We start from the raw sequence: 12,956 nt of genomic DNA on the forward strand, positions 1-12,956 counted from the left end.
ATTGCGAGCGCAGCGAAGCAATCCAGAGTCCCTCCGCGGAAAGATTCTGGATTGCTTCGCTGCGCTCGCAATGACGGCGTGGCCGCTACTCCGCCGACAGCCGCACCATCTGCCGGCCGCCGTTCATCTCTTTCAGGCTGTTGACGAAGTTTTCCGGGCGCTGCCAGCGATACGGCACTTTCAGGCCCATATACTCGGCGATGTCGCCGATGAAGCCGGTGCAGTTGGTGGTCTCGGCGTTCCAGACTGGCGAGCTTGCCTTCAGCTTCTCGATATAGGCGAACACGCGCTTGGCGTCGGCTTCGTTCAGATAGACGCGATAGCTCGCGGTCAGATATTCCGGATCGAGATCACCATAGCTGGCACCGGTCTCCGATGGCACCCAGGTGAGATGGCCGAGCACATAGGTCCAGGTGTCGCCGGCAGGCGTCAGCCCCGCGACCTCGACGGCGCGCTCGCTGGTCTTGCCGTACCAGACGAAGGCATGGCCCCAGCTCGCCGCCGTCCGCGCGCGGAAGTCGACGTAGTAGGGGCCTTTCTCCGCCCGCGTCACCGAGCGCCGCGTCGCTTGCGGCGTGGCGCGCGAGGCGGTGTCGGTCGGGACAAGCGCACTGGCATCGGCCATGCGCTTGTTCGTTTCGTGTTTCGTTTGTTGGGCCGAGGCCGACGGCATCACGCACGCGATCATGGTCGCGAGCGCGAGGCCCGCAAGGATGCAGGATCCCGATCGATCAAACTTGTTCGTCACGCTGTGCCCCTCGACTGTCGGCCTCTTTTCGTTCGCTGGCGCCTCAGTAGCGCGCAGCAACCGGGCCGGGCGCCTTGCCGATCGGGGCCTTGCCAACGGGGCCCTTGCCGATGGGCATCTTGCCGATCGGAGCCTGCTCGGCCGGATAGACCGGCACGGGCTGGCGGCGCGGCAAATCTGCAGCGTTCGCAGCCGTCACCAGAGCAAGCGTCGCACCCAGAACAAATACAATCTTCTTCACAGTCATACCCCTAGCAGTTTGGCCCAAGCACGGCTGAGCCGTGCCCCCAGACACCCCTCAGAGATGGACGTCGGAATGCGACCACAGTGCGGCAGCGGCGAGACATGTTGGCGGCATCTCTTGGGCGCGCGCAGATGTGATGTGGGTCGAAATGTTTCGCTTCGCTCTGCCCATCCCGCCGAGCAACTCACCCGATCCGGTTCAGGCCGTTGCGGATGGAAGAGAAGATACCGCCGATGTCCTTGCGCAAGGCATCGAGCGCGTTGAAATTCTCGAAGATGCGCGCGAGGCGGTCTTCGACCTCGCGCTTGCTCTTGGTCAGCGCATCGACGCGCGAGGTGAGAGTGGTGCCGCCGCCCGCCTCGATCTCGCCGACGGTCTTGGCCAGGAGATCCCTGGTGGTGCTGACCTCGGTGATCATGGCCTCGATGCCGAACACCGGCGCCTTCAGCGGCACGAGATCGGCCTGCGACTTCGACAGCTCCGTCTTGAACGCGTTCAGCGTCGCCAGGGTTTCCTGCAAGGCAGCCAGCCGCTGGCGCGATTGCAGGACGAAATCGTTCAGCTCGTTCTGGCGATCGACCAGGGTCCTGCCGTCAGGGTCGGTCTCGACCTCCTTGAGCGAGCGTTCGAGCCGGGCCCGGTGTTGGGCGAGCTCCTCGAAATCGAGTCGGATGCTTTTCAGGATGTTGGCGCTGTCGTCGATGCGGGCGAGGCGCTGCTCGATCTCATCCTTGTTTTTCGATAGCGTCTCGACGCGTGTGCTGAGCGGGGTCCCGCCGCCGGTTTCGAGCTCGTCGACGGTCTTGGCGAGCCGGTCATGGCTGAGGCTGAGCTCGCCGATCAGGGCGTTGATGCCGGCGTCGGACGAGCGCAGCGGCACCAGCTCGGCATGGGATTTCGCCAGGTCTTCCTTGTACTGGTTCAGCGTTGCGAACGTGTCCTGCACCGCGTTGACCCGGCCGAGCAGCGTCGACACGTGGCGGGCAATATCCTTCCCAGCAAAAACAGCCACATGGCGACGTCCTTCACGCCGTGCACATTTTCGCCATAATTGCTATTGGAGAGCGGAACCGAGATCAAGGGGCGGGCGGGCGGCCTAAGGTGTCGAAAGGCGCGATCCACAACTCGGTGCGTGACACGATCGGTGAGCGCCGCGCTGGGTGGGCTGTTGTTTTTCCGAAATTTGGCGAAGGCGTAGCCCGGATAAGGCGTAGCCCGGATGGAGCGCAGCGCAATCCGGGGTCTGCGAGCTTCGAACGCCGGTCCCGGATTACGCTTTCGCTCCATCCGGGCTACGGCACCGTGTTTTGCGGTTACAGCCGAAACTCGTTCGTCAGCTCGCCGATGCCGTCGATCGCGACCGTCACGATGTTCACCGGCTCCTTCATCACGCCGACGCCGACCGAGGTGCCGACCGCGATGAGGTCGCCGGGGAGCAGGGTCATGTCGTGGGAGATCTTGCTGACCAGCTGTTGCGCGGAAAAAATCATGTCCGAGATCGGATAGTTCTGCCGCTCCGCGCCATTGAGAATGGTGCGGACCGTGAGCTTGGCCGGATCGAGGCCGGTCGCGATCACAGGTCCGAACGGGCCGTAATCGTCGATGCCCTTGGCGCGGGCCCATTGCGGAAAGGTGGGGTCGCTGGTCAGGATGTCGTTGGCGGTGATGTCGTTGACGCAGGTGTAGCCGAAGATGAAGCGGTCGGCCTCGTCAGGCGAGACGCGCGCGCAGGTCTTGCCGATGACGATGCCGAGCTCGCCCTCGTAGGTGGTCTTGCCGTCGTAATAGGAGGGACGGCGGATCACGGCGCCCGGCGTCGTGATGGTGGTGGTGGCCTTGAGTAGATAGAGCGGCTCAGGCGGTTCTGGCTGGTTCAGCTTGGCCGCGAGCGCATGGAAATTATTCCAGAGCGCGACGATCTTGCTGGGCGCGCAGGGCGCCAGCAGTTCGACCTCCGTCAGCGTCAGAATCTTGCCGGTCGCAGCATTCCGGCCGAACATCTCGCCCTCATGCACGCTGATGCCTGACGAGGTCAGCGTGCCGAATCCGGTGGTGCCGCCGTGGCGGAAGCGCAGCCATTTCGTCGTCGCGCTCATCACGCCACCGCCAGCGCGCGAGGATCAAGGGGCGCGGAGATGCCGTCATAGAGGCCGGCGATGCGGGCGCGCTGGGTCACCATCGCCAGCACGGAGTCGAGCGCGGGCGTCGGGATCTTGGTCAGGCGCCCCATCTCCTGCACCACGGTGACGAGCGGGTCGATCTCCATCGGACGGCCGCGCTCGAGATCCTGCAGCATCGAGGTCTTGTGCGCGCCGACCTTGCGGGCGCCCTCGATGCGGCGCTCGACATCGACGCGGAACTTGACGCCGAAGGTTTCGGCGATGGCTTGCGTCTCCACCATGATCGCACGCGACAGCGCGCGCGTGGCGGGATCGCTGCAGATCACGTCGAGCGTCGCATGGGTCAGCGCGCTGATCGGGTTGAAGCAGACATTGCCCCACAGCTTGAGCCAGATCTCGTCGCGGATGCGGTCGAGCACCGGGGCCTTCAGCCCTGCGGCGACGAAGAGGTCGGCGAGGCTCTGCACGTCGGCGGTAATTTCGCCTGATGGTTCGCCAAGCGGAAAATTGTTGCCGTAGACGTGGCGGATCACGCCGGGCGCCTCGATCTCGGTGGCGGGATAGACGATGCAACCGATCGCGCGGTCAGGCCCGAGCTCGCGCCACTGCCGCCCGCCGGGATCGATGCTCTCCAAGGTCGCGTTCTCATACGCGCCGCCGTGCTTGTAAAAATACCAATAGGGGATGCCGTTGACCGCGGTCACGATGCGGGTGTGCGGCCCGAGCAGCGGCTGCATCTTCTCGATCACGCCGGTGATCGAATGCGCTTTCAGCGTGACGATGACATGGTCCTGCACGCCGAGCTCGGCCGCATTGTCGGTGCAGCGGGGATGGACGGTGTGCGTCTGCTCGCCGGCGAGGAGTGTCAAGCCGCGCTCGCGCATCGCGGCGAGATGCGCGCCGCGCGCGACCAGGCTGACATCGGCGCCTGCGCGGGCCAGCTGCACGCCGAGATATCCGCCGATCGCGCCGGCGCCGTAGATGCAGATCTTCATGAAATCCTCGCGGGGTACCGGAAATTTGGGACGAGAGATCCGGTCCGGCTCGGATGCGTCCGAGCCGGGGCCGGTAGTCGCAGGGAAGTGAGACGTTTTAAGCTGCCGCTTGCGGCGCGCCGTTGAGGGCCTCGTCGACGGCAGCGGCGATGTCGCGCATGCTGATGACGGAGACGAGGCTGTAGTCGTCGATCACGGGCAGGTGCCGGATGTGATTCCGGTTCATCAGATGCCGGACGTGCTCGATCGTGTCAGAGGAGGTGCAGGAGACGAGCTGCTGCACCGAGATGAGCTGCGAGACCTTGACGTTGATGGCACCCGCGCCGTGCTCGGCAACCGCGCGCACCACGTCGCGCTCGGTGAACATGCCGACCGCGGTGTTTCCTTCCGAGCGGACCACGTCCTTCACCACCAGCGCGCTGATGTTGTTGGCCCGCATCAGCTTGGCGGCAATACCCACGGTTTCGTTCATTCGCACCGTGACGACGCGCGGCGTCTTCTTGCGCAGAATGTCTCCGACCAGCATGGCAACCTCCCTGGGTGAACGATGCAGGGAGTGTGGTATACATAATGCCAATCGTCAAGCGCTGGATTTGGGTGATCCGAAAATTCTTGCGGCAGCCATGCTGACGTTTGTCCTCATCGACAAAGAGAAAGGGGCGCATCACTGCGCCCCTCGATCAACGTGAAGATGTGTCGCGGCTCACGCCGTCCCGGTCTTGGCACGCGTCTCCGCGGTGGCGGTCGCGGGGCTGGTGCTCTCGGCCTCCTTGCCAAGGATGAAGGAGCGGCGCAGCGGCTTGATCACGAACAGCGCCATCAGCGCGGCCGTCGCATTCAGCGCCACGGCCACCACGAACACGGCCTTCCAGCCATAGGCGGTCGAGATCACGCTGGCGAGCGGGACGAGCAGGGAGGCGGTGCCCTTCGCGGTGTAGAGCATGCCGTTGTTGGTGGTCGCGAACTTCGAGCCGAAGGTGTCGCCGCAGGTGGCGGGGAACAGCGAGTAGATTTCGCCGAACACGCCGAAATAGACCGCGGTCGCGAGCACGAACACGAGCGGGACGTGACCGTAGGCCGACAGCGTCAGCAGCATCAAGGCGGCGGTGCCGAAGGCGATGAACATGGTGTTCTCGCGGCCGATCGTATCAGACACGAAGCCGAAGAACGGGCGGCCGAAGCCGTCGAAGATGCGGTCGAGCGAGATCGCGAAGGTCAGCGCCGCCATCTGGAAGCCGGCGAGCGAGACTGGCGTGTCGGCGATCTTGAAGTCGTGCGCGATCGGCGCGATCTGGGCCGCTGTCATCAGGCCGCCGGAGGCGACCATGACGAAGACGAGATACATGATCCAGAAAATCGGGGCGCGCAGCACTTGCGGCGGCGTGAAATCGATCTTGGTCTGCGGCAGGTTGAGCTGCTTCTTCTTCGGCGGGATCGAGAGCCGCGGCGGCTGGATGAAGAAGGCGAGCACGAACACGATCAGGCCCTGGCCGATGCCGAAGGTGAGGAACGCGTGCTGGTAGCCTGACGATGCGATCATCGCCGCGATCGGCACCACGGTGAGCGCTGCGCCCGCGCCGAAGCCGGCAGCCGTCGCACCGGCGGCGAGGCCGCGGCGATCGGGAAACCATTTCAGCGCATTGCCGACGCAGGTGCCGTACACCGCGCCCGCGCCCAGGCCGCCGACGACAGCCGCGGTATAGAGCAGGGGAAGCGAGTCGGCGCAGGAGTTGAGCACCCAGGACAGTGCGATCATCACACCGCCGAACATGATGACGATGCGCGGGCCGTATTTGTCGACGAACCAGGCCTCGACCGGCACCAGCCAAGTCTCGGTCACGACGAAGATGGTGAAGGCGAGCTGGATCGCGGCGCGACCCCAATGATACTTGGCGTCGATCGGGTCTACGAACAGCGTCCAGCCATATTGCAGGTTGGCGATCATCGCCATGCAGACGATGCCCATCACCAGCTGGAGCCAACGGAAACCTGTGCGAAGCGGCGCGGCCGTGACGGCGCCATCCGTGTTGGAAATCATCAACAACCTCCCAAGCGCCTGTCTGGTCACGACAGCGCCGTCCATCTGACGGAGTGTCGCAAATCTTGTGGCTTATGGTCGCAAGCGCGGCGAGCAGCTTGGTATACCATATCCCAGAATGCAAGCTCTATCTTGGGAGCAAGCCCGGGAAAAGTGCAGGGTTCCTTCGGCTTTTGGGTATTCAAGGGTATTCGGGAAAATGAAAACGCCCGGCGGTGAAGCCGGGCGTTTTCCACGACAGTTATGCTGCGACTGCGAATTCAGGTGGTCGAGTGCGCCACCACGACCCTGCGCCAGGGTTTCAGCACCAATAGCGCGAGCAGCGAGGCCAGGATGTTGGCGCCGGCAGCCAGGATGAACACGTTGTCCCAATGCCCGGAGCTTTGCTGCATGTAGTTCGCCAGTGGCACCAGCAACGCGGCGGTGCCCTTGGCGGTGTAGAGCAGGCCGGCATTGGTGGTCGCGAACTTCGCGCCGAACGTGTCGGTGCAGGTCGAGGGGAACAGCGAGTAGATCTCGCCCCAGGCAAAGAACACGAAGCCCGACAGGATCACGAACCAGATCGGATCGTGGCCCCAGAGATAGAGCATCCAGATGCCGAAGCCTTCCATGCCGAAGGCGATGAACATGGTGTTCTCGCGGCCGATCATGTCGGAGATCCAGCCGAAGAACGGACGCGTCAATCCGTTGAGCACGCGGTCGATCGTCGCTGCGAACGTCACCGCGGTCATGGTCATCCCGATCAGCGTCACCGGCACGGCGTCGACCTTCCAGTCGACCGCGATCGGTTTCAGGTTCGCCGTCACCATCAGTCCGCCGGCGCCGACGATCACGAACATGAAGTACATCAGCCAAAAGATCGGCTGGCGCAGCACTTCGGTCGGCTGGTAGTTGCGGCGGCTCTGCTGCAAGGCGGCGTTGGCCACGACGTTCGGCACCTGGCCGGGCTTCGGCGCCAGCAGGAAGAAGGCGAGGATGCAGATGATGATGCCTTGTCCCAGGCCGAAATAGAGGAAGGTGGTCTGGAAGCCAGAGTCCTTGATCATGGCCTGGATCGGCGCGACCGTCAGCGCCGAGCCCGCACCGAAACCGGCTGCGGTAATGCCCGCTGCAAGGCCGCGCTTGTCGGGAAACCATTTCAGCGCGTTGCCGACGCAGGTGCCGTAGACGCCGCCGGCGCCGATGCCCGCGATGATCATGCCGAGATAGTAGCCGTTGAGCGTGGTGGCCTGCGCGTTGATGGCCCAGCCGATCGCGCAGAGCACGCCGCCGACCAGCACGACGATGCGCGGACCGTATTTGTCGACAAACCATCCTTCGACCGGCACCAGCCAGGTCTCGAACAAAACAAACAGCGTAAAGGCCCATTGGATCGAGGCGCGGTCCCAACCGAATGTCTTCTGAATGTCGGGGACGAAGAAGGTCCAGCCATATTGGTAGTTGGCGATCATCACCATCGCCGCCACGCCGATCGCCAATTGCGCCCAGCGATAGGTGTCGCTGACCCGTGCGGCGGTAGGGGCTGTTGTGGCCTGCACCATGTCCGTCATGAATCCTCCAGTTGCGCTTCTGTCTTTTGAGCGAGCGTTGGCGGCATTCTTGTATTCATTATGCCAAGCTTCAAGCGCGCCAGACCCATTGTGCGCTTATGACGCAACCTCGTTGTCCGAGGGTGCACGCGTGAGCCCGATCCCAAATAGAAATGGCTCCGCAGTGCGGAGCCATTCTTCAAAAGTAGGAATTCGCTGGATTTGCAACCGGCGCGACAATTCGACGCGCGGGGACCTCGGATGGTCCTTACAGGCCGAACCGGGGCAGGTCGCCGTTCTGGTTGGAAATCTCGGCGCTCGCCATCAGCAAGCGGTCGATCACGGCCATGAGGCGGGCGAACAGCGAGGCGGAGGGCGCGAGCGCGACGGAAGCGGTCTTGGACATCGGAATTCCCTTTCCCGAGACAGTCAGTGATGCTGTCTCATTTCCAAGGTTGTTCTATGTATACCAAATGCCAATGTCCATGCATGCCAGTGCATAGCAGCATGGAGCTCTTCGCATTGCAGCAAAATGATGCACTGAAGCGCCGATTTGGGCTTAAAACAGCCAAATGCTGCTGAATCCGGGCTATTCGCCTGACGCGATGCACAATCAAAGGTCTTGGCAGCGGCGTGCGGAGCCGGTAGTGGTGCGCCCCCTTCCATCCAACCGTCAGAGTGGTTCATGTCGAGCGCCTCGCCCGCCGTCTCGATCGGCATCGATTTTGGAACCAGCAATACCGTCGTCGCTCTCGCGGCAGACGACCGCCGGGTCGAAGCCATCCGCTTCGAGCACGGCGGGCAACGCCACAGCACCTACGTCTCGGCGCTGTGCTTCTGGGAGGACCGGCCGGGCGCCGGCGCCCAGGCCGAAGGCGGGCCGTGGGCGATCGAGCAGTTTCTCGAGGGGCGCCACGTCTATCGCTTCCTGCAATCGTTCAAGACCTTCGCGGCCAGCTCGAGCTTCAACACCACGCAAGTGTTCCGGCAGCGCTTCAAGTTCGAGGACATCCTCGCTGCGTTCCTGCGCACGCTGGCGCGCCATGGCGGCGACAAATTCGGCTTCGAGGCGGCGAACATCACCGTCGGCCGCCCCGTGCGCTTTGCCGGCGGCTATCCCGACGATGACCTCGCCATGCAGCGTTACCGCGCCGCCTTCGAACGTCTCGGTGCCGGCCATGCCCGCTATGTCTACGAGCCCGTCGGTGCGGCGTTCTCCTTTGCCCGAAGGCTGGAGCGCGATGCCACCGTGCTGGTTGCGGATTTCGGCGGCGGCACCAGCGACTTCTCGGTGATGCGTTTCTCGCGCGCCGGCGGCCATTTGCGCGCCGAGCCGCTCGGCCATGCCGGCATCGGCATTGCCGGCGACACCTTCGACTATCGCATCGTCGATCAAATCGTCTCGCCGCGGCTCGGCAAGGGCTCGAGCTTCCGCTCGTTCGACAAGGTGCTGCCGATCCCGAACAGCCATTACACCAACCTGGCGCGCTGGCATCAGCTCGCGCTGATGAAGAGCAACGGCGACCTGCGCGAGCTCCGGGAGCTTGCGCGCACCGCGCTGAAGCCGGATCAGCTCGAGGATTTCATCACCATCGTCGATCTCGATCTCGGCTTCGCGCTGTACCGCGCGGTGTCGGATGCCAAGGTCGCGCTGTCGGCCAAGGATGAGGTCGACTTCCGCTTCAAAGGTGGCGGCGTCGACATCGGCGCGGCCATCACGCGCAGGAGGTTCGAGTCCTGGATCGCCGACGACATCGCGCGCCTCGGCGCCACCGTCGACAAGGTGCTGGGCGAGGCCCGCATCACCGCGCGCGAGGTGGAGAAGGTGTTCTTGACCGGCGGCACTTCCTTCGTGCCGGCGGTGCGAAAACTGTTCGCCGACCGCTTCGGCAACGAGCGGCTGATGTCGGGCGACCAGTTCGAGTCGATCGCTTACGGCCTCGCGCTGATCGGGCACAGTCCCGAGCCGGATCGCTGGACCGCCGGTGGCGGGCTGAAGGCGCGCGCGTAGCTGCGTCAACTTCACGGTCTTTACCTGGATGGCTCCAGGCGGTTACAAGGCGGCGTCGGCCTGACTGGAACATGATCCGGAAAAAGTGTGAAGCGGTTTTCCGAAAAGATCATGCTCAAAAAGAGTCCGATTTGAAATCCGGGAAAGGCCACGAAATGCGTGTTCTGCGCTGGATGATCCTGGCGGGTACGACAACGGTCCTCAGCGCCGTCCCGGCCACGGCTCAACGCTACGATCCGCGCTTTCCAGTGTGCCTTCAGAGGTGGTACGCGCGGGGCTTCATCACCTACGACTGCAGCTATACGTCGATGGATCAATGCCGGATGACGGCTTCGGGACTCTCGGCCATGTGCCAGGAGAATCCATATTGGCAGGGACCGTCTCGCCGCAACTCCCGGCGACGCCAAGGCGGTCCCAGCTAAGGAGCAGCGAGCTACGGCTTGATCTCGGGCTCGACCAGGCGCGCAAGGTTGCGCAGCGATTCCTGCCAGCCGAGATAGCAGGCTTCCGGCGGGATCGCGTCGGGAATGCCTGATTGCGTGATGTCGAGCTCGGTACCGACAAGGACTTTCCTGAGCACCACCGTTACTTCGATCTCGCCGGGCAAGTTCGGATCGTCGAACCTGTCGGTGTAGCGCAGGCGTTCGCCAGGCACGAGCTCGAGATATTCGCCGCCGAAGCTATGGCCGCTGCCGGTCGTGAAATTCCGGAACGACATTTTGAAAGTTCCTCCGACCTTCGGCTCATGGTGATGCACCGTGCAGGTGAAGCCGTTGGGCGGAAGCCATTTTGCCAGCGCATCCGCCTCCACGAAGGCGCGATAGAGTTTCTCGGGGCTGGTGGTGAGAACGCGGTGCAGGCGGACAGTGCTGGGCATGGTTGTTATCCTCATGAACTGATGGGCCGTCGAGGTCTAGGGGCCGATCATGGCCCGAGGACGAACGAGGCGTCCGGAACCCGACAATTCGTCCCGGAATTTCTTGCGAGCGAGGTCTTGACCTATGTCAAGCGTTCGATGGCGGGAGCTCTCCAAAAAGGGAGGGCTTCTTCATGAACGGAAAGCGCCGCGCAATGAAATTTACTGCAGACTTTCCGCACGTCATCGGCACCCGCCGCCTTCATCGCTCGTCACTGAAGCGTGCGTTGTGAGGGCCGAATACCTCGCACATCTCTCGCCACGTGGCCGCCTGAGCCTCGCGATCGTCCTCCTGGCATCGATCGCTGCGACGCTCTGGGCGGTGGTGCATGTTTGGCAGACGGCTCCGTCGCGCCACATCGTGCTGGCGTCCGGCCTGGAAGATGGCCTTTTGCACCAATACGCAAAACGCTACATCGAAATTCTGGCACGTTCCGGGGTCACGATCGAAGAGCGGATCACCAACGGTGCAGAAGACAATCTGGCACTGTTGCAGGATCCGAAGTCCGGCGTGGATATCGGCTTCACCCAAGGCGGCCTGTCGCAGGCGTCCGACGCCAAGGACGTGGTCATGGTCGCGAGCCTCTATTATGTGCCGCTGTGGATTTTCTACCGCAAGTCAGAGCAGCTGAATTACGTCAATGAATTGCGCAATCGCAAGGTCGCCATTGGTGTTCCCGGCAGCGGGGCACGTTCGTTGAGCGAGTCCGTTTTCGCGCTCAACGGTCTCACCCCCGACAATGTCACGATGGAGCCTTTGAGCAATCTTCCGGCGCTGATTGCGCTGCGCTCGCGCGAGGTGGACGCCGTCGTCTTTGTCGACGGAGCGGACAATCCCGCCGTCTGGAACGCACTGCGCGATCCGACCCTGAGCTTGCTGAACTTCACGAGAGCCGAGGCCTATCGGCGACGGCTCAACTTCATCAGCACGCTCAAATTGCCTTCCGGTGTGATCGACCTGGCGGACCATATTCCGGAAAAGGATATTGACCTGATCGGTACCAAGGTGATGCTCGCATCGCGCAAGGATCTCCATCCGGCCATCACGCTTTTGTTGGTCGACGCCGCAAGGGAGATCCACGGCCGGCAAGGTCTTTTCGAGGAGGCCGGCGAATTCCCAGGCACGACCCAAGTGGATCTGCCTGTCTCGACCGATGCCGATCAGCACAGGCGCTTCGGCCGGACGATCCTCTACCAATATCTGCCGTTCTGGATCGCGGCCTGGGGCGAGCGTGCAATCATCATCTTGTTGCCTCTGGCGGCAATCCTGTTGCCGCTGTTCCACTATTTGCCTCAATTGGTCCGCTGGCATGTCCGCTCGCGCATCTACCGATGGTACGGCGAGCTGGCGCTGCTCGAGCGCGACGTTGCCGCGCGCACGGGCGATTTGCCGAGAGACAAGTGGGAGGCTGACCTTGCCCGCATCGAAGAGGCCGTCGCCAGAATACGCACGCCGGCCGGCTTCGCGAGCGAGGCCTATACGCTCCGTGAGCACATCAGCCTGGTTCGTCGCGCCATCGTCGCGCGCGGCCATTCATCGCCCGCCGAGCCGAGGGAGGTGACGCGGGTATCATAGCGTGGGTGGGGCAGAGCCTGTCCATGGGCGCGCTGTCGATGGCTGTTTGCCGTGCCTTCCATTCGATCAATTCGCCAGAAGCGCCGGATTTGTCGACGTCACACCGGTGGGCACGAGCACAGCAGCGTAGGGTGGGCAAAGGCGCACTTGCGCCGTGCCCACGATCTTCCAACGCGGCGAAAGGTGGTGGGCACGCTTGCGCTTTGCCCACCCTGTACCCTTCTGACGTTCATGGCCGGCCTAGAGGTGTAGACTGGCCATTCGGGCCGATCCGTCGGGAGCAGCCTTGTCCACCCGTGCCTTGAGCACCCACGTAGGAACCGCGCCCCAGCGGAACGTCCGCGATCGAGATCCAGTAGGAGGTCATTGCGCCGAGAGCGCCAGTACAGGGATCGATCAGGATCGCGGTTGGCCCGCTTTGAGAGCGAGGAGATCCAACGATGGTCAAGGACGTGCAATGGTTCGTCGGGATCGATTGGGCAACGCGGAGTCATTGCGTTTGCCTGCTGGATGCGGAAGGACGGCCGGCCGGCCAGCGCGACTTTGCGCATGGTGGAGCCGGACTGACGGAGCTGTGTGATTGGCTGGTCGAAAAGACCAAGGCCGCACCGGGACAGATCGCGGTGGCAATCGAGACGCCGCATGGCCCAGTGGTGGAGATGCTGCTCGAGCATGGTTTTATGGTCTTTGCCATCAATCCCAAGCAACTCGACCGCTTCCGGGATCGCTTCACGGTGGCCGGTGCCAAGGATGATCGCCGCGACGCTCATGTGCTCGGA

Annotated in this window: 14 protein-coding genes; 4 read left to right on the forward strand and 10 right to left on the reverse strand. The window is 63.2% G+C overall.

Going from position 1 to position 12,956, the window contains the following annotated elements; translation table 11 throughout:
* Positions 1–85: 85 nt before the first annotated feature.
* The 9 genes from AOQ71_RS26940 to AOQ71_RS46400 all read right to left on the reverse strand — a co-directional run bounded on the left by AOQ71_RS26940 (position 86) and on the right by AOQ71_RS46400 (position 8,080).
* Entirely contained in the window at positions 86–748 is a 663-nt protein-coding gene (locus AOQ71_RS26940; protein ID WP_057753091.1) for a hypothetical protein, read from the reverse strand.
* A 43-nt stretch (positions 749–791) separates the two neighbouring features.
* Entirely contained in the window at positions 792–995 is a 204-nt protein-coding gene (locus AOQ71_RS26945) for a hypothetical protein (protein WP_057753092.1), read from the reverse strand.
* A gap of 181 nt (positions 996–1,176) precedes the next feature.
* A complete protein-coding gene (locus tag AOQ71_RS26950) occupies positions 1,177–2,004 on the reverse strand; it encodes a hypothetical protein (RefSeq protein ID WP_245317169.1) in 828 nt (275 codons plus the stop codon).
* Positions 2,005–2,305: 301 nt separating this feature from the next.
* Complete coding sequence (locus AOQ71_RS26955; RefSeq protein ID WP_057753093.1) at positions 2,306–3,088, reverse strand: fumarylacetoacetate hydrolase family protein; 783 nt, start codon at positions 3,086–3,088, stop codon at positions 2,306–2,308.
* Entirely contained in the window at positions 3,088–4,107 is a 1,020-nt protein-coding gene (locus AOQ71_RS26960; protein WP_057753094.1) for a 2-dehydropantoate 2-reductase, read from the reverse strand. Before AOQ71_RS26960 ends, AOQ71_RS26955 begins: the two co-directional genes overlap by 1 nt.
* A 97-nt stretch (positions 4,108–4,204) precedes the next feature.
* Positions 4,205–4,633 (reverse strand): CBS domain-containing protein, encoded by a 429-nt coding sequence (locus AOQ71_RS26965; RefSeq protein ID WP_057753095.1) that lies wholly within the window; start codon positions 4,631–4,633, stop codon positions 4,205–4,207.
* Between the two features lie 177 nt (positions 4,634–4,810).
* A complete protein-coding gene (oxlT, locus tag AOQ71_RS26970) occupies positions 4,811–6,145 on the reverse strand; it encodes an oxalate/formate MFS antiporter (RefSeq protein ID WP_057753115.1) in 1,335 nt (444 codons plus the stop codon).
* Between the two features lie 260 nt (positions 6,146–6,405).
* Positions 6,406–7,695 (reverse strand): oxalate/formate MFS antiporter, encoded by a 1,290-nt coding sequence (oxlT, locus tag AOQ71_RS26975; RefSeq protein WP_057753096.1) that lies wholly within the window; start codon positions 7,693–7,695, stop codon positions 6,406–6,408.
* 247 nt (positions 7,696–7,942) lie between these two features.
* A complete protein-coding gene (locus tag AOQ71_RS46400) occupies positions 7,943–8,080 on the reverse strand; it encodes a hypothetical protein (protein WP_167353999.1) in 138 nt (45 codons plus the stop codon).
* Between the two features lie 279 nt (positions 8,081–8,359).
* On the opposite strand from AOQ71_RS46400, the gene AOQ71_RS26980 reads away from it, so the two are divergent.
* Together AOQ71_RS26980 and AOQ71_RS43930 are read left to right on the forward strand one after the other, a co-directional pair.
* Positions 8,360–9,685 (forward strand): Hsp70 family protein, encoded by a 1,326-nt coding sequence (locus AOQ71_RS26980; protein WP_057753097.1) that lies wholly within the window; start codon positions 8,360–8,362, stop codon positions 9,683–9,685.
* A 155-nt stretch (positions 9,686–9,840) separates the two neighbouring features.
* Complete coding sequence (locus tag AOQ71_RS43930) at positions 9,841–10,107, forward strand: DUF3551 domain-containing protein (RefSeq protein ID WP_083514510.1); 267 nt, start codon at positions 9,841–9,843, stop codon at positions 10,105–10,107.
* 11 nt (positions 10,108–10,118) lie between these two features.
* Here the strand turns inward: AOQ71_RS43930 and AOQ71_RS26985 are convergent, their stop codons facing one another.
* Complete coding sequence (locus AOQ71_RS26985; RefSeq protein WP_057753098.1) at positions 10,119–10,562, reverse strand: SRPBCC family protein; 444 nt, start codon at positions 10,560–10,562, stop codon at positions 10,119–10,121.
* A 124-nt stretch (positions 10,563–10,686) separates the two neighbouring features.
* On the opposite strand from AOQ71_RS26985, the gene AOQ71_RS26990 reads away from it, so the two are divergent.
* On the forward strand, positions 10,687–12,177 hold the full coding sequence (locus AOQ71_RS26990; RefSeq protein ID WP_083514511.1) for a TAXI family TRAP transporter solute-binding subunit: 1,491 nt from the start codon (positions 10,687–10,689) through the stop codon (positions 12,175–12,177).
* Between the two features lie 440 nt (positions 12,178–12,617).
* The coding region (locus AOQ71_RS43935) for an IS110 family transposase (RefSeq protein ID WP_157083506.1) at positions 12,618–12,956 on the forward strand (339 nt) is incomplete at its 3' end.

Source organism: Bradyrhizobium manausense (genome assembly GCF_001440035.1).
Lineage (GTDB): Bacteria > Pseudomonadota > Alphaproteobacteria > Rhizobiales > Xanthobacteraceae > Bradyrhizobium > Bradyrhizobium manausense.